Below are 17563 nucleotides of genomic sequence, written 5' to 3' on the forward strand. Positions count from 1 at the left end.
CGTCATCAAAGGATGCAATTTTTTTAGCCGGCCATAAATTAAATCAAATAGGACAAACTCATTAATTCAGATAATGACGACTTGCTCGTTACTTAGTTTGCCGTTAACGTCCATGGCGCACATCGTTTTGCTGTCGTGTGCGGATTATAAAAATAAATACAAGGTAAACAGCATGACAAAAACCATTCAAAAATTTCTTAGTTTTTCAGTCCTAATTTTCTCAAGCAGTTTCGCTGCCGCAGCGCAAGATACGCTCGACTATGGCTTGTACTGGTTTGATGAAAACAACACTTCCGTCAAGGCAATTGAACAAGACGGTACAGTGAACAATGTCTCCTTAAACTACTTTGATCCAACCAAATCAACCATTATTCACTTCCATGGATGGCAAAATGGTTCATCGCAAAACAACTATTCACGTGAAGATTTTTTATTCGATTACAACGGCGAGAACGTGATTACATCGGCAAGTTGGAAAGCGCGTGATTGGAACATTGCGTACTTTTACTGGAACCAGTTAGCTGACGAGGCAGAAGTAAAAGATGCTGAAGCGAAAATCTGGACGCCCAATGGACCGCGCGGCATGCGTTATCGTTTAAACGATGGTTCGTATAGTACAGCGCTGTCACCAAACAAATCTGTTTCTGACATTGCGTTTGAACAAATCACATCAGTGCTTTCGGGCAGCACCTCATACTATGTTCGATTATCAGGTCATTCTCTTGGTAGCCAGTTAGCGACTAACGTCACAAAGAAAATCAGTGACGCGGTCTATAACGGTACTGTCGGCAATAACCTGACTGTCGACCGCTTAGAATTGCTTGATCCTTTCTGGTCAGCAGATCCAAAATCATACCTTGGTGATGCGAATGGCGACGGTAATACTGATTGGGTCGGCGAACATGCGCGCTGGGATATTCAAACCTTAATCGATCGACACAACTTGCCAGTAACTTGGTACAAATCGAGTGGTATTTTGGATATTTGGATCGGAGATCGAAATACGATCCTAGAGGGTATGGTTACGTTTATTCATAATCGATTCTGGTATTTGTCAGGCCCTGATTTCGTTAACAAACATAACCACGTGGTTCCTTGGTACTTCCGTTCAATGGCTTCAAATGCGCCTGAAGAAGTAACCATTACATGGTGGGGGGCACGCCGCACAACTGGCAAGCTAGCAGCAAGTGCTCGCACATCAGATTCACGTATTCAAGAGATGATGGGTGATCGATATCACTGGGATCAGGTAGAAGGTCGTTACACGACTGACCCTTCGGATGACCAATTCGAACGAAAGAACTACTAGAGCACAGTATGAGCCCCTCATAGGGGCTCAATCACTTCTCTGGAACAGGCGTATATTCGCAACTATCTCCAGGGATTTTTGGAAACTTCCCTTCTTTCCAATCACGGCTCGCTTGATCAATTTGTTCACGACTAAACGACACAAAGTTCCAAAACATATGTGGCGCAGTTGGAAAAGCTTCGCCACCGAGCATAAGCACGCGAGAATAACTCAAGCACTCCAAACATAAGTCATGCTCTTCAAGCACGACTGATTCATTGGCGCAAAACGTTTCACCACCAATTCGCACTTCGCCATCGAGCACATATATAAGGCAATCTTGTTCTGGGTTTGGGCGATCAAGCATTGATCCTGCTTTCGCAATCACGTCGAGATAAAACATGGGCGAATAGGTTTTAAGTGGTGAGGTCATGCCAAAGGCTTCGCCTGCTATCAAACGTTTGATCACACCATCGTGCATGAAATGCGGCAACTGTACTTTTTTGATGTGCGTGAAGCTTGGCTCGATTTCCGCCATGTCCTCAGGTAGCGCAACTCAAGCTTGAATGCCGTGTAGGCGATGTTGAGACGCCTTCACTTCAATCGTTTCGCGCTCCGAATGAACAATACCTCTACCCGCGGTCATCCAGTTCACATCACCGGGCAATACCTCAAGATTGTTACCCAAGCTATCTCTGTGCAACATGGCACCCTCAAGCATATAGGTACTTGTGCTCAAGCCAATGTGGGAATGAGGACGAACATCAACGCCCTCGCCCGGCGCGAAATCAGCAGGCCCATATGATCAAGAAAAGTAAATGGACCAACCATTCTCTGCTCTTTATGAGGGAGAATTCTGGTGACACTAAACCCATCTAAATCTTTTACCTGCCCTTCAATTTTACGCGCCATAAACGTCTCCAAAGGTATTTAAGTGAATTACTCCACGCCAATCGCTCTCAACACACTTTGTTGTGTTTGAGCACCCATTAGCCATTGTTTGGTACCTGCTTTTGGATTAAGCACCAAGGTGGCTGGCAATGCGCCAGGCGTTTCTTCTCCGAACATAGATGCGGGATCATTGAGCAGCATAGGAAGTTGCAGATTAAATTTATCCGCTTCACTTTGTAGTTTGTCGCCACTGAGGCGATCAAAATTGTATGCAAATACAGATAATTGGGGATGATTATCCAGCTCGTTGAGTTCAGGAATTTCTTTCACGCAGGGTTTGCACCAACTTGCCCAGTAATTAATTAGAACAAAATCAGTACCAATGTCTGAATAAGCGAGATCGTTTTGCGCGTGAAGCTGAAACACTTTGTCGACTGAAGAGCTTGCTTGGGAGCAAGCTTGCAGTGCCATTAACGTCATCAATATACCAAGAATTCTTCGCACAATTCGTTCCTTAACCATTCAACTTATTGTTATCATGCACGCCATCAAAATTAGGCATAATTACTCTATTTAATGGCAGTTTAAACATGACAGACATTACGATTTACCACAACCCACGTTGTTCAAAGTCACGCCAAACTCTCGCTCTTATCGAAGAAAAAAGCATTACCCCAACCATTAAGCTTTATCTCGAAGATGTACCCTCTGCAGAGGAAATTAGTTCACTTCTTTCGAAGCTTGGTATTTCTGCTCGCGAACTACTTCGAAAAGGCGAAGATGCATACAAAGAACGAGGATTAAAAGATACCTCAATCGCTGATGATGATTTGATCAAAGCGATGACCGAAGCGCCAAAACTTATTGAGCGTCCGATTGTCGTGAAAGGTGACAAAGCCGTTCTTGGTCGTCCACCAGAAAACGTATTGGAATTGATTTAATGTCGAACCCTTACGTCCTCGTTCTGTATTACTCGCGTAATGGCGCAACAGAAAAAATGGCAATGCAAATAGCTCGCGGAATCGAATCCGTTTCATGTATCGAAGCACGAGTACGGACTGTTCCTCCAGTGTCTGCAAACAATGAGCAAAGCATTGCAGCGGTTCCGAATGAAGGTGCCATGTATTGCAGCGATGAAGACCTCAAAGACTGTGCGGGTCTCGCATTAGGTAGCCCAACTCGTTTTGGAAATATGGCGGCCCCTTTAAAATACTTTTTAGATGGCACTAGCAGCCTATGGATGAGCGGTGCGCTATCTGGAAAACCGGCAAGTGTATTTACCTCAACAGGTTCAATGCATGGAGGGCAAGAGACGACGCTGCTTTCAATGATGATCCCTCTGATGCATCAGGGCATGGTTATTTCAGGCCTTCCCTACACTGAAAAAGCCTTGCATGACACAACAACAGGCGGCACCCCATACGGCGCAAGTCATACAGAAATGGGAACAAACGGTGCTTTGAGCGAACATGAAACCGCGCTATGCCAAGCCCTCGGTAAACGATTAGCCACGCTCGCTCGTAAACTTAATTCTTAATCAGATTCAGAAAACGTTATGACAAATTCTCTCGAACTCAAAAGCAAACGTGCAGCACTTGTTACTAAGATCAGCTATGTCGCTCTGCTAGTCATCTTGGCCTACACCACCTTTGTACCCGGACTACCAGAAGGTGTATCAGTTGCTTTAGTACTTGCTGTGAAATATATCCCCTTGCTGATTGTGCTTCCTGGCCTACTCTTAAATAAACTGCGTTCATATGTATGGCTGTGCTTTATTGTGCTGTTTTACTTCACGCGCGCGTTTGTTGATGCCTATATGCAAGAGTCTTGGCTATCAGCAGACACTTTCATCACAGTGATCACCATGGTTTTATTCCTTGCCGCAATGTATTTTGTGAAATGGGAAAAACTTCAAGGTAAATCGCTATAAGGCAGACATAACAATAGGATTTTCACGTGCAACAGACCACGGCTTCGCTGACGCTTGATTTTAGTCGAACCGTCAATCAATTGGTGAGTGACGGCATTCTTGCGCAAGACGATGCGGATAAACTCCTCAGTTCACCCCGTGGTCAAAAACACGTACAACTCCACCCACTCGAAATCATTGCCGGCGCAGGTTTAAAAGCGCTCAATGGCGATGTGAATGTTGATATGAATTACTTGCTCGACTGGCTCAGTGACTGGTCAGAGCAAGAGATCTTCAATATTGATCCTCTAAAAGTTGATTCACTCAAAACCTCACAAGTAATGTCATTTGCTTTTGCGCAACGACATCAAATTCTTGCCGTTGAAGTGAATAGTGAAGAAGTCGTGATCGCCAGTGCTCAGCCTTTTGCGCATGACTGGGAAAACGATCTACAACATGTTCTGAAAAAGGACATCAAGCGTGTCATTGCCAATCCCGCAGATTTAAGACGATTTACCATTGAGTTCTATGAACTAGCTAAGTCTGTCAACAAAGCCGGTGTCGATGCAGATCAAAGCGCCTACACACAAAACTTCGAGCAAATGCTCGAACTTGGCGGTAGCTCTGGCAAATCGAATCACGACGCTAACGACCAACATATCGTCAACATTGTTGATTGGCTGCTTCAATATGCCTTCGATCAGCGCGCGAGTGATATCCATTTAGAGCCACGTCGCGACATCGTCAACATGCGATTCAGAATAGATGGCGTTCTTCATCCCGTATACGAATTTCCCGCTAAGGTCGGGATTGCCGTTACCAGTCGCCTTAAGATATTAGGCCGATTAAACGTTGCCGAGAAACGTAAACCACAAGATGGCCGAATAAAAACAAAGAACGATAAAGATAAAGAAATCGAGCTACGTTTATCGACCCTGCCAACCGCATTCGGCGAAAAGCTTGTGATGCGTATCTTTGACCCTGATGTGCTGCAATGCAGTTTTGCAGATCTCGGGTTTGCAAATGAAGATCTAAAACGCTGGCAGAACATGATTCGCCAACCACACGGAATTATCCTTGTCACAGGCCCAACTGGTTCCGGTAAAACCACAACGCTTTATTCAACGCTTCGTGAACTGGCAACACAAGAAGTGAACGTGAGTACCGTCGAAGACCCAATCGAAATGATTGAGCCCGCATTTAATCAAATGCAAGTGCAGCACAATATCGATCTGGGGTTTGCAGATGGTTTGAAAGCATTGATGAGACAAGACCCAGACATCATCATGGTTGGTGAAATTCGCGATTTAGAAACCGCTGAAATGGCGATTCAAGCCGCATTAACTGGCCACTTGGTTTTATCCACCTTGCATACCAATGATGCTCCAAGCTCTATCAGCCGTCTTTTGGAACTAGGTGTCGCGCCCTATTTGATTCGCGCAACCTTGCTTGGTGTCATGGCACAGCGTTTGGTACGTACACTGTGCACAAGCTGTAAGACAGAAACCGTAATTGATGCCAATGACTGGGCAGAACTAACCAGCCCATGGAAAACCAAACAACCTGAGAAAGCCTGTAAACCGGTCGGGTGTTTGGAGTGTAGAAACACCGGTTATCGTGGTCGTGCAGGTGTATACGAAGTGATGCCGCTTAGCGAACAAATGAAAGCCAATATTCATGACCAAACCAATATCATGGATTTGCGCAAAATTGCGATAAAAGAAGGTATGCAGTCTTTACGTTTGAGTGGCGCCCACAAAGTTGCCTCGGGCCAAACGACCATCGACGAAGTGTTGCGCGTAACCCCCGCAAGTCTCAGTCGCTGAACAGACTATTCCAGCGCCATTCAGCAGTATCTCCTTGAAGCCTCTCTGGCACAGCGCGTAAGCTATGCGCCACGCTGGACAGGATTTTTAAGGAGACCTTTATGCGTCCAATTATAAAAACAAGTTTGCTTGCTTTATCCGTCGTTTTCGCGAGCAACCTATTCGCACAAACAGCTCAAGAAAAAGGCTTAGAAATCGCTATTGAAAGCGACAAGCGTAATCAGGGCTGGCAAGACTCCACCGCTGATATGACAATGACTCTGCGCAATAAACAAGGTGAAGAAAGTATTCGCTCTTTGCGAGTTAAAAGCCTTGAAGTTGAAGATGATGGCGATAAGAGCATGACCATCTTTGATGAACCCAAAGATGTACGCGGCACCGCCCTACTCACCTTCTCTCATAAAACTGAAGCTGATGATCAATGGCTGTTTCTCCCCGCATTGAAACGTGTAAAACGCATTGCATCACGAAATAAATCAGGCCCGTTCATGGGCAGTGAATTCGCGTTTGAAGATTTGAGTTCACAAGAAGTCGAAAAGTATACCTATAACTACCTTAATGATGAGGCCTGCGGTGATCTGGAGTGCTTCGTAGTGGAACGTACTCCTACTGACAAATATTCTGGCTACACCAAGCAAATCGCTTGGATTGACCAAACAGAATATCGCGTTATCAAAATCGAATTCTATGATCGCAAAAAGTCCTTACTCAAAACACTCGATTTTAAAGGCTATCAGCAATATTTGGGTCAATACTGGCGTCCAGAAATGATGCTCATGCAAAACCATCAAACTGGAAAATCAACCGACCTTACGTGGTCAAACTATGCCTTCCAAACTGGGCTAGCGGATGGTGATTTCACCAAAAACAATTTGAAGCGCGCCAAATAGCCGCTCGATCGATTCGAATGCATTGAGAGCTACCTTAAACCGCTGAGTTTCATAAAAGGAACTGAGAACATTAGGTAGCTTTCAACTCTCTGAACTTCCTCTCAACACGCTGATTTAAGTCAACACAGAACTTCTCTTCGCAGCATTCATCTTGAAATATCATCTCTTTCGCTTAAAACTGCGTCAAAATCCAAACCATTTGGTCAGCAATCCTAAAAAAATCGTGATAAACTCGCCCGCCTTGTTCGCAATGTGACACATCCGCATACACAGCGAGAAATAGTGTCTATTCTTATGTGAGAACGAAAACAATTAGGTACGACCCAAGTGACAGCACAAACTTTTCAAGCTCCCCATCGAGTACTTATGGGCCCAGGCCCGTCAGACGTTTCACCACGTGTTCTTAAAGCACTTGGTCAACCAACTATCGGACATTTAGACCCAGCATTCGTTGGCTTAATGGATGAGATCAAAGATCTACTTCAATACGTTTTCATGACTGAAAACCGTTTGACGATTCCAGTTTCTGCTCCAGGTTCTGCAGGCATGGAAACATGCTTTATGAACATGGTAGACCCTAATGATCACGTATTAGTGTGCATCAATGGTGTCTTCGGTGGTCGTATGACTGAGGTTGCTAAACGTGCCGGCGCTAAAGTGACCACGCTCGAGTTCGATTGGGGCACAGAAGTTGATCCAGCCAAAGTAGAAGAAGCACTTGCCGCAGATGATAGTATTTCGATGCTTGCGTTTGTTCATGCTGAAACATCAACAGGCGTTCGCTCAGACGCTAAAACCTTATGCGAAATCGCACGTAAGCATGACTGCTTAACGATTGTTGATGCCGTGACCTCATTGGCAGGTATTGAATTACGTGTAGATGATTGGGGTATTGATGCGATCTACTCAGGCACACAAAAATGTCTGTCCTGTGTACCTGGTATTTCACCCGTTAGCTTTAGCGAAAAAGCCGTCGCAAAAATCCAGAGCCGTGAACACACCAATGATTCTTGGTTCTTAGATCTGAAACTAGTCATGGCTTATTGGGAACAAAGTGAAGCGCAACCTAAGCGTGCGTATCACCACACCGCACCAGTAAATAGCTTGTATGCATTGCATGAGTCGCTACTTATGGTGAAAGAGGAAGGCCTCGAAAATGCTTGGGCTCGCCACGCGAAACATCATAATGCGCTTGTTGCAGGTTTGAGTGTACTGGGTATTGAACTCATTGTTGCGGAAGAGTATCGCTTACCTGAATTGAATACCCTGAAGATTCCAGAAGGTGTGGATGACGCGGCTGTTCGTACTGCATTGCTTAGCCAATTCGATCTTGAGATCGGCGCGGGCCTTGGCAAGTTTGCAGACAACGCTTGGCGTATAGGTTTGATGGGCAGCGCATGTAAACGTGAAAACGTTGAGCTATGCATCTCAGCCCTAGCGAGCGTTCTTAACGAACAAGGATATGACTGTGACGGCGATGCAGCAATGGCTGCCGTTGCTAATAGCTACGCCTAATATATTTCTCGTTCTAGGGCTCATTGCCAAAGGGTCAGTGTAGCAATACTCTGACCCTTTATTATTTAATCACCCTACATAGTTAAGGCATGAGTTTCGGCATGGACAAACATCTTCTTATCATTGGCCACGCTCCCTCTCCAAATACTCAAACACTCCTAAAAACAATCAACGATGCGAGTAACAAAAGCCAGTGCACTGTAACTAGCTTATCTGCATTTGATACCACTCCAGAGCACATCATTCAGGCAGACGCTGTCATTCTTTTCACACCAGAAAACCTCAGCTACATGTCTGGAGCGATGAAAGATATGTTTGATCGTTGCTATTACCCCGTACTTGAGAAAAAACAAGGTTTACCAGTCGCAGCGATTGTTCGCGCTGGGCACGATGGCACTGGCACGGTGCACGCCTTACCAACGATACAATTACCTTAAAACGCACCTAATTTAGCCGCTCTCGGTAATCATTGAACGACTTTTCATTCTAGAGCCGGTTTGTCATCGCCGTAGAGATACATGATCAGCATATGGGGCAAGGTTAAGGCCGCCAGTAGGTAAAAAAGACTCGCCGTCAATTGTGAGGATACGGTGAGCGCTTGCTCATAGGTAATAAATAAGATGGCGCATAGTAAGAGTAATGTCAGCACGAACAAGCGCCCCAAGGGTGCTTTTAAGTCGCTTCGAGCGGCGGCAAGGTATTTTGCATAATGGCGTATGTGACGGTGACTATGTAAACAGCAGAAATACAGCGCAAAATATGCAAACGGATGACAGGCATACGAGAGTGTGAGCAAAAACAGCCATTCGAGACGAAATGGTCGGGTAAATACGGTAAACAGGTTGATGAATGCCGCCAAGCTCACCAAACCTGTGGCAATGATAAACGCACTCGTTTCTGAGGCTGAAACCCCCAATTGCGCTAAAATCGCCACACTTTCTTGCGTGTGCCAAACAAAAGGAAAGGCAATGATGCTGGCACCATAGAGCGCACGTAAGTAGTGAGCGTATGGCTCCTTATTGGTTTCCACATCTTCGCCAAAATGCCAAGAGGAAAGCGCTAAAAATAGGCATAACGATAAAGTGGGCAGCGCGAGCCAAAGCCCAAACGCCAGCATGCAAAGCAAAAGATAGAGGCTGCTAAATCTTATGAAACGTGTTTTACGCTGATGAATGTTTTGATCGAAGATCCATGGATCAAGTAAGCCATGGGGCAGCCCATAAACAATGACGAGGCCCACTAAAATATATAACGATAGATCGCTCGGAAGGAGTTGTAGTGCGATTGCCAGAGAGCTAATCAGTAGGTAGGGACCGCAGGTATTGATTGCATTGCCTTGGGCATTTGTTTGTACTTTTTTATTGGCGATTAGCATTTTTTTGCTCCGCCTCAATTGATGAATCCGCGCGGCTGACAGAGCGCCTGAATAAAGGGGATTTTGGGCATTGCCATGATGACATTTAGCCAATCTTTAACGCTCGCCTCGCCAGCCATAAAGCGGGCAAAGCCGTCATCAGGCAGCGCCCGAGCCACTTGACTTAATATATCACCCCCTAATCTTGGTTGATTAATCAGCACCTTGATAAACAAAGCGTCGAGGAATCGAACGCTTGGATGATAAGTATCAACGGTTTCAAGACGGCCCGTACGAATCCATTGTTCGGCCGTCGCTGCCGCCCAGTGCTGCATCGCTAAAAAGCCATAACCGGAAGAGGCGCGCAATGCGCCAGCAGCGAGGCCGGCGCGTGGCCAGGATGTATGACCAGAATTGACGCGTCCCATCGGTAAAACGCCCGCTTCATGACGAATGCATTGAGCTGGCGCTAAGCCATATTGCGTCATCCATATCTCTATTTTGGTCTGAAGTATCTCCGGGTCAACTATATGCTGTGTAAAGCGGGTCGGCTCAACGAGCACTCTATCTGGGGCCAGCGCGAGCCAATAAATAAATTCGGTACCGCCCTCATCGCTAACTAGCTCTGTCATTAACCCAGCCCGACGCCAGTCAGGTAAGGGTTCGTGAAGTAGCCACTCTTCGCCGTAAAATACTTGATAGTAATCCGCCGACTGGTAGCGTGCATTGCACTCAATTAACTGCTTAGCAAAAAATATCTTGCCACCAGTCGTGGTTACTTTGAATTTGGCAGGAGGGTCATCAATGGCTTCAATTGTTTGCACAGTCTGCCCAAGCTCGACGGTATAGCCGCCAAGATCAATCAGCGAGCAGGCATCTTGATAAAAAGTGTCTGCAGGCAATGAACAGTAATCATACGCGTGGAAGTCGCACTGTTGCCTATGGCCGCCTCTCAGCGATATTTCACAACTATCCCAATAATGTTCGGCTAATTGGTGCCAGCGACTCTCTTTTTTTGCCCAATAAGACCAGGTCTTATCGTTGCTGAAGGCGGTTCGTTGATCCAGTAACACCACCTTGCCCCGATAGCCGCGTAATGCCAACTCCCTTGCTAGCGATAAACCACTGCACCCTGCCCCAACAATCAGTAGGTCTTGCGTTTCTTGGAGCAGCGTTTTAGTAGGCATAACTGTTTAGCTGGAATAAGGGATAGTTGGGTTTGGTCGGCTCTGGTATATTTTGCAGTAATCGCTCTTCGCGGCCGCTCAACATGACCAATGTGAGCCACAGTTTTCTCGTGAGCGAACTGTGCGCACGGTAGCTGAGATTGTTATAGCGATGACGTTGCAGATCGCGACCAATATCTCGGTATACATGTGCAGCTAGCTGAATGGCGAAACCGGCGCGTGGAGGTAAATATGCTATGCCGAACAGACCGCTTTTATAGTAGTGATCGGCCAGTGTTAAGAGTCGTTTGCTGGCAGTGGCGAGTTCGCTCGTCGGTGTTTTGCGTTGTACAAGCTCGCAAGCGCTTAATTGGTCTGTCCAATCCTTTGGTATGTAGCATCGGCCTATGCTTGCGTCTTCGCCGACATCCCGCGCGATATTGGTGAGCTGTAAGGCAATGCCGAGGTGAACCGCATGATGCAAGGCTTGTTCATTGTTAATTCGCATGACGTCGCACATCAAAATACCAACGGTGCCCGCGACTTGGTAGCAGTATTGTATTAAGTCTTTTTCGTGTTCGATGGCGACATGGCCTTGGTCGAATAGAAAACCTTCCAGCATGTCCTGCAGTGCGCGCTTGGACAAAACTAAATCTGGATCAAAGGTGATTTTCGTCTCTTGATGTTGATCAAAAAGAGATTTAATCGTACGTAATTTTTGCGTACGACTTGGGTCATCTCCATCTGCCAAGTCATCTAGATAACGACACAGAGCATAAAGTTTAGAGACTGATTGGGACAATTCAGCGGAGAAAAATCGTGCCGCCCAGTTAAAGCTTTTACTGTGCTTGGCAATAGAATGCTTTGCATCGATCGCTTCGCCACGCAGTTGCTTAAGACTGAGCTGTAAAGTGTCCATTTACACGCACCGAGCTATGTTTGGCTAAGCTAGTTTTGAGTAATGACTCGGCCACTTTTGCAGAACTGATGACTCCTGGTAGTCCCGCACCAGGATGAGTGCCCGCACCGGTTAGGAACAAGTTATCCAGCGATTCGCCCCGATTATGGAAGCGAAACCAGGCTGATTGATAAAACAGGGGGGCAATTGAGAAGCCGGCGCCAAACTCACTGTTGTAGTTTTGCTTGAAATCGAGCGGAGTCATCGCAAAAACTGATTCTGCGTTTTCTTTAATGCCTGGCAATATGGTCTCATCTAAGCGTTGCAGTACGCGCGCTTGGAACATTTCACGCACTTCATGCCAATTTATCTCCGATTTTAGGTTAGGAACCGGCACGAGGGCATAAAAACTGTCACAGCCCTTTTTGGCAAAACTCGGATCCGTCGCGGTGGGGCGATGCAAATAGATAGAGATATCTTCAGATAAGTTACCATGATGAAAAATGTCATCAAGAAGAGGTTTGTAGGCCTTCCCTAATATAATCGTATGATGTTGTACCGAGGGGTATAGCTTTGGGCTTCCGAAAAATAAAACAAATAAGCCCATCGAGGGCTTAGCAACTTTTCGACGTATTTTGGCGATCCGAGAAGCATGGTCGGGTAACAGTTTGCGATACAAATAAAGTGGGTCCATATTAGAGATACAATAATCGCAGGCTAGCGTATGGCCGTTGTCGAGTTGCACTGCGGTGATACGCTTTTGTTGCGTTTCAAACTTAACCACCTCATGGTTGAGTACTACCTCGATTCCCTCTTCCTGCATTAATTTGGTTAAGGCATCGACTAAGGCTTGTGTGCCACCCATGGCAAAGTGCACGCCATGAGCGCGTTCTAAGTAATGAATTAGGCTATAGATACTGGTAGTATCGAATGGGTTACCGCCCACTAAAAGTGGTTGAATTGAAAATGCTTGGCGAAGTTTATCGTGTTTTAGATGCCGGCAAACTAGCTGCCAAACGCTACGATAACTACCGAGTCGAAGCATTTGTGGAATTACTTTTATCATGTCTATTATTTGATGGAACGGCCGATGCGCTAGTTGCTCGAAGCCAAGTTGATAAATCTCTTTCGAGGCAGCAAGGAGCTTTCGGTAGCCTTTTACATCATCTGGGCTGATCATAGCTATCGACCTTTCGATACGCTCGTTATCACCTCCATAATCAAAATGCGTCCCGTCGTCGTAAACAAACCGATACCAAGTATTTAGGGCCTTAAATTCCACATAGTCAGCGCGCTCTTTCCCGAATAATGCAAACAACTCGTCAAAAAGAAAGGGCGCAGTAATAACCGTTGGACCAGCATCATGCTTGTATCCATCTACTTGAAATCGCTGTGCGCGCCCGCCTGGGTGGGATGTTTTGTCGACAATAGTAACGTCGCAGCCCAATGCTTTTGCTCGCAAGGCAGCGGCAATACCGCCAAAACCGGCCCCTACCACGACAACGTGTGGATTCATAGCAAATCTACCTTGTTGCGGAGCGCATTAATGAAATGCTGTAACGGCAATGCGCAATCTGACTGCGGTATGGAGCATTTCTGGTCGGCGCTGTCTAGCAAGTTTTGCATTTCATCGAGCACAGCCCTTCGAGCAGAAGCCAAAGAGGAGGGGGTAGCGTGATATTTTATGTTTACAGCATTGAGCTGATCCGTTTGACAATCTTGCTCAAAATCTACTACATCGTCATACAATTGATAAGCTAGCGCAAATTGTCCAGCCGCCGTCACTAGCGGCTGGAGCGCAGGCAATCGATTGACGTGCAGGCTGGGTAAGTAAACCGACAGTTGAATGAGTGGTGCCGCCTTATCAAACGCGATAACTCGATAATCGTCTGGGCGTACTTTACCTGCTCTACTTAAGTCAGCCGTTTGGCCTCGAATGGTTTGCTGAACCGCTTGAAAAGCTCGCGTTTGAAGCTGCAGCGAAAACGTTGAGCGAATCTCTGCTAGTAACAGGCTGGCACCCACGATCATACTATCACCGGCGCAAAGGGCTAAAGCTTTACCATACTTAACCCAAAGTGATGGCGTGTTCCGCCGAACTTTGTCTTGATCTTGAATATCATCATGAATCAGCGAGGCGTTATGTAATAGTTCGACAACCGCTGCGAATCGCATTGCGGTCTGCGAATCTATGTTGAGGGCAACCCCAGTTTGATAGCAAAGTGTTGCACGTTTGAGGCTGCCACTGCTCGCAAGATGATATTGCAACATGGCCCCGACCTGTTGACCACTGCTCGCGCAGGAATCGAGCATGATCCGCTTCAACGCTGGTTCAAGGGCAGAGCTTCGCAACGACGCTCTGTTCGGGACCTCAAAATTCACTGGCTGCATCGTATAAGCGGCGTGCTTTTTTTAGAATGCACACCCTATAAACATTTAAGCTTCAGATGTTTGCGTCGCAGCTGCCCAGATTACTACACCAAACGCAATTTTATTTACAAAATCGGCTAAGTTGTAAATTAAGTTCAGTGCTCCAGAGTCGACGCCTCCTGCCATGTAGCCTAAGACGTACCCGATCGGGTAAATAGACCACCCCACCGTGACAATCAATCTGAGTGCTGAGAATGCCTTCTGACTTGCCGCATTACCGCTACTGCTGTTTATCTTGCTCGCTTGTCCAAAGAAAATTTCATAGACAATATATAACCACCCGATCATACCCACAACAAAGCCAGCGGTTATACCCATCGCGCCAACCTCACCTAGGTAGCCGCCCACTAGCATGACCACACTGGCTATCAGAAGTTTCCAAAATAGCACTGCTGGAACTACTGCGATTGCAGCTAAGATTAAATAGAATTCGATAATTTGTAGAGGTACTGTTAATAACCAATCTACGTAACGAAATACTGTTGGGCTCTGTCCTGTTTCAACCCAAACACCGCGCATGTAAAAATAGTGTAAACAAGCAATGCCCGTAACCATGGCTGCGACGGTGAGAGATGTTTTCCATTTACCCTCGGCACGATCGCGTTCAACATAGAAGAAAAATGTCGCAGCAAGCATAGCGGCAGACATCAACCAGAACGAAACACCCACGAAATCTTTAGGATCTAACATAATTATCTCCGATTTTTATGGCAGTGATTGTGCAATCTGGGAATGCTTTAGCGAATCAAATCGACACCAGTTTGCATCACTCCTAAGTTTTCGTTGTGACCTGCTGTACCTCAAATGAGCCACAACCACCTGAACGACCGGTTCCGTACTCTGCATATCACACAGACTTCAACTCCGGTACGATTTCCCAATTAAGCTAGACCATTTTTTACTGGATTCCAGAAAAATTAGCATGTATTTCGAAATTTTTATGAATTTTACACCTTCGTTCTTGGGCGAGGCTGCAGGTAAAAGTCTTGTGTGCAAGATTGAGAGATAGCTTTTGACAAGGTAATCATCCAATCAGGCGTGGGCAACCATAAGCTATAAAAGGACATAAAAGGACAGCAGCGCTGCGCATGGCCATTGCTGACTGGTCAATTAAAACGAACTAGACTATGTCAATAAAAAACATATTGTTACGAGGCTTTGTAACGCTCAAGCTGCTCAAACGCACTGCTATTGTCTTTCTCCAATTGAGAACATTTGTATGAGACATCCGCATCGGACTGTTCCAGTAAGTTATTTTGCCAATAGCACGATCTACTCTCGTCCCGCAGACCTACTAATGCGCTATCGAGCTATTTAGCAAATTTCTGTCGCGAGATGAAAACGGCGCTTACATATCCTAGTGAAAAGGGGAGTAATGCGGTAATTGGTAACCAAACTGCCATAAACGTTGTTCCGAGTTAGCAATAGACTAATTCAACGCGATATTATAGCCCTACACTTGGCTCCACATCTGAATCTACCCTCGGAACCTTGACATGTCACTTAACTCCCAATGTCGCCGAGAACAGCTGTTTAACAACCCCGCCGTCGTCCTTTTCGACCATCTCGCGCGTTTAGTTTATCGAATGTGTAGAGCTGTATATCTAAGCCCTAGCGAGCGTTCTTAACGGGCAAGGACATGACTGTGACGGCGACGCGGCAATGGCCGCCGTTGCAAATAGCCACGCCTAATATATTTCTCGTTCTATGCTTATTGCCAAAGGGTCAGTGTATCGATACTCTGAGCCTTTAATATCTAATGTCGCTAAAGAGTTATGGTATGGACAAACATCTTCTTATCATTGCCCACGCCCCTTCACCAAATACTCAAACACTTCTTAAAACAATCAACGATGCAAGTAACAAAAGCCAGTGCATTGTAACTAGCTTATCTGCATTCGAGACCACTCCAGAGCACATCATTCAAGCAGACGCTGTCATTCTTTTCACACCAGAAAATCTCAGCTACATGTCTGGAGCGATGAAAGACATGTTCGATCGTTGCTACTACCCCGTACTTGAGAAAAAACAAGGTTTGCCGGTCGCGGCGATTGTTCGCGCAGGACACGATGGCACTGGCACGGTCAAGGCCTTACAAACAATTATCACAGGGCTTAGATGGCGTTGGGTACAAGAACCTTTGGTTCTGAGGGGTGACTACCAAGACGCATTTAACGAGCAGGTATCAGAACTTGCTGAGGGAATGTCGATCGCGTTAGCAGAAGGCATAATTTAATTCCTGATACTGTTCTAATTAGTAGTAAACACTTGATTATGTACTAGCCTTACGACGAACGGTTTAAAATTTGACGGTTATATCGAACTTCTTATAGGTAATTATGAGTAAAAAAGGCCTTTTTAAGATTCTTGTAGTTGATGATGAGGAGCAGATCCTAGATTCTTTGAGGCGTCTTTTTCGTTCGAACGACTTCGAAATCATTTGCGAAACGAACCCCATTGAAGCTATCGAAATCCTGAGCATAACACGCTTCGATGTCATCATTTGCGACATGCGCATGCCACAAATGAGTGGTGCTGATTTTTTAGTTCGAGCCAAAAAAATACGTCCAGCAGCCGAACGTATTCTGCTGACAGGTTATGCAGACCTAGACTCTACGATAAAATCAATCAATGATGCCCAAATTTATGCCTTCGTTACTAAACCTTGGGATCCGAATCAGCTAGTTCAATTAGTAGCTAGTGCTATTGAAAAGCAACATAAAGAAAAAGTTAAAATTCGTATCCTTCGTACTTTAAAAGAAACTAATGAGGAGATAGCACAAGCTAATGAGCGTCAAGAGACCGAAATATATGAAAACAAGCAAGACATTCAGCGCCAGCGACAAACCATTCAAGATATGCATACTCTGGCAGCCGAAAGCTGGCTAAACTTATTAGATCTCAGATTCCCTGGCTATCGTGTTCTTGTCAACCATTTCAAAATCATTTTAGACAGATTGATTGATGCATTTGCAATTAACTCAGCAGATGCTGAGACGATGATTGAGTCTGCGAGGCTACACGCGATCGGAAAATTAAGTTTGTCAGACGAAATATTGCAGTTAAATTATCGAGATATGAATACCCAACAAAAAAAAGAATATGAACAATATCCCCATATTGGCGCTTGTGCGTTGATGCCTTTCATACAATTTCTGGGCTGTGCAGATTTAATATTCAAACAAAAAGAGCGTATCGACGGTAAAGGTTTTCCTCAGGGCTTGGATAAACAAAAATTGGACAAGAGCAACATAATTTTCAATACAGTTCTTGAGTATACAGAACTACGTTATAGTCCCTACAGTAAACAACAAAGCCACCATGACACGATGAGCATCCTAAGATCAGCTCCTCTAGCTTATGACCCTGAAGTACTGGAATATCTTGAAACGTTAG

20 protein-coding genes are annotated in these 17563 nt (G+C 45.5%); 10 read left to right on the top strand and 10 right to left on the bottom strand.

What is annotated here, in order from left to right:
* Positions 1-172: 172 nt before the first annotated feature.
* Positions 173-1309, top strand: a complete 1137-nt coding sequence (locus tag A3739_RS15830; protein WP_068501997.1) for a cell adhesion protein — start codon at positions 173-175, stop codon at positions 1307-1309.
* 31 nt (positions 1310-1340) lie between these two features.
* Here the strand turns inward: A3739_RS15830 and A3739_RS30915 are convergent, their stop codons facing one another.
* Genes A3739_RS30915 through A3739_RS15840 form a run of 4 tightly spaced genes read right to left on the bottom strand, consistent with a single transcriptional unit; the run spans position 1341 to position 2683 of the window.
* Entirely contained in the window at positions 1341-1826 is a 486-nt protein-coding gene (locus A3739_RS30915; RefSeq protein ID WP_231876629.1) for a pirin family protein, read from the bottom strand.
* An 18-nt stretch (positions 1827-1844) separates the two neighbouring features.
* Positions 1845-2033 carry a pirin family protein gene (locus A3739_RS30920; protein WP_231876631.1) on the bottom strand — a complete coding sequence of 63 codons (189 nt, stop codon included), beginning with the start codon at positions 2031-2033 and terminating at the stop codon, positions 1845-1847.
* Entirely contained in the window at positions 2024-2200 is a 177-nt protein-coding gene (locus A3739_RS30925) for a hypothetical protein (protein WP_231876630.1), read from the bottom strand. The genes A3739_RS30920 and A3739_RS30925 overlap by 10 nt, the downstream gene beginning before the upstream one ends.
* A gap of 27 nt (positions 2201-2227) precedes the next feature.
* Positions 2228-2683: a TlpA disulfide reductase family protein gene (locus A3739_RS15840; protein WP_197472360.1), complete on the bottom strand. Its 456-nt coding sequence runs from the start codon at positions 2681-2683 to the stop codon at positions 2228-2230.
* An 86-nt stretch (positions 2684-2769) separates the two neighbouring features.
* Between A3739_RS15840 and arsC the strand changes: the two genes are divergently transcribed.
* The 7 genes from arsC to A3739_RS15875 all read left to right on the top strand — a co-directional run bounded on the left by arsC (position 2770) and on the right by A3739_RS15875 (position 8756).
* A complete protein-coding gene (gene arsC, locus A3739_RS15845) occupies positions 2770-3120 on the top strand; it encodes an arsenate reductase (glutaredoxin) (protein ID WP_068502001.1) in 351 nt (116 codons plus the stop codon).
* Positions 3120-3716, top strand: coding sequence for an NAD(P)H:quinone oxidoreductase (gene wrbA, locus A3739_RS15850; protein ID WP_068499847.1), 597 nt, complete (start codon positions 3120-3122; stop codon positions 3714-3716). Before arsC ends, wrbA begins: the two co-directional genes overlap by 1 nt.
* Before the next feature lie 18 nt (positions 3717-3734).
* Positions 3735-4109, top strand: a complete 375-nt coding sequence (locus tag A3739_RS15855; RefSeq protein ID WP_068479048.1) for a DUF2069 domain-containing protein — start codon at positions 3735-3737, stop codon at positions 4107-4109.
* Positions 4110-4135: 26 nt separating this feature from the next.
* Complete coding sequence (locus tag A3739_RS15860; RefSeq protein WP_068502004.1) at positions 4136-5914, top strand: GspE/PulE family protein; 1779 nt, start codon at positions 4136-4138, stop codon at positions 5912-5914.
* A gap of 101 nt (positions 5915-6015) precedes the next feature.
* Positions 6016-6804, top strand: coding sequence for an outer membrane lipoprotein-sorting protein (locus tag A3739_RS15865; protein ID WP_068502007.1), 789 nt, complete (start codon positions 6016-6018; stop codon positions 6802-6804).
* Between the two features lie 327 nt (positions 6805-7131).
* Positions 7132-8319 (top strand): alanine--glyoxylate aminotransferase family protein, encoded by a 1188-nt coding sequence (locus tag A3739_RS15870; RefSeq protein ID WP_068502010.1) that lies wholly within the window; start codon positions 7132-7134, stop codon positions 8317-8319.
* 101 nt (positions 8320-8420) lie between these two features.
* Complete coding sequence (locus tag A3739_RS15875) at positions 8421-8756, top strand: flavodoxin family protein (protein WP_068476249.1); 336 nt, start codon at positions 8421-8423, stop codon at positions 8754-8756.
* Positions 8757-8800: 44 nt separating this feature from the next.
* Here A3739_RS15875 and A3739_RS15880 read toward each other — a convergent pair whose 3' ends face one another.
* From A3739_RS15880 to A3739_RS15905, 6 genes are all read right to left on the bottom strand, one after another.
* Positions 8801-9694 carry a Brp/Blh family beta-carotene 15,15'-dioxygenase gene (locus tag A3739_RS15880; protein WP_068502015.1) on the bottom strand — a complete coding sequence of 298 codons (894 nt, stop codon included), beginning with the start codon at positions 9692-9694 and terminating at the stop codon, positions 8801-8803.
* 14 nt (positions 9695-9708) lie between these two features.
* Complete coding sequence (locus A3739_RS15885) at positions 9709-10860, bottom strand: FAD-dependent oxidoreductase (RefSeq protein ID WP_068502020.1); 1152 nt, start codon at positions 10858-10860, stop codon at positions 9709-9711.
* A complete protein-coding gene (locus A3739_RS15890) occupies positions 10850-11758 on the bottom strand; it encodes a phytoene/squalene synthase family protein (protein WP_068476251.1) in 909 nt (302 codons plus the stop codon). The genes A3739_RS15885 and A3739_RS15890 overlap by 11 nt, the downstream gene beginning before the upstream one ends.
* A complete protein-coding gene (gene crtI, locus A3739_RS15895) occupies positions 11733-13253 on the bottom strand; it encodes a phytoene desaturase family protein (protein ID WP_068476252.1) in 1521 nt (506 codons plus the stop codon). The genes A3739_RS15890 and crtI overlap by 26 nt, the downstream gene beginning before the upstream one ends.
* The gene (locus tag A3739_RS15900; RefSeq protein ID WP_068474486.1) at positions 13250-14008 is read right to left on the bottom strand and encodes a polyprenyl synthetase family protein; all 759 of its coding nucleotides are present in this window, start codon (positions 14006-14008) and stop codon (positions 13250-13252) included. Before A3739_RS15900 ends, crtI begins: the two co-directional genes overlap by 4 nt.
* 165 nt (positions 14009-14173) lie before the next feature.
* Positions 14174-14857, bottom strand: a complete 684-nt coding sequence (locus tag A3739_RS15905; RefSeq protein WP_068502023.1) for a bacteriorhodopsin-like — start codon at positions 14855-14857, stop codon at positions 14174-14176.
* A 1090-nt stretch (positions 14858-15947) separates the two neighbouring features.
* On the opposite strand from A3739_RS15905, the gene A3739_RS15910 reads away from it, so the two are divergent.
* Both A3739_RS15910 and A3739_RS15915 read left to right on the top strand, forming a co-directional pair.
* On the top strand, positions 15948-16403 hold the full coding sequence (locus tag A3739_RS15910) for a flavodoxin family protein (RefSeq protein WP_068476255.1): 456 nt from the start codon (positions 15948-15950) through the stop codon (positions 16401-16403).
* Between the two features lie 103 nt (positions 16404-16506).
* A partial coding sequence (locus tag A3739_RS15915; RefSeq protein WP_068502025.1) for a response regulator occupies positions 16507-17563 on the top strand: 1057 nt, incomplete at its 3' end.

The organism is Oleiphilus sp. HI0067 (genome assembly GCF_001635735.1).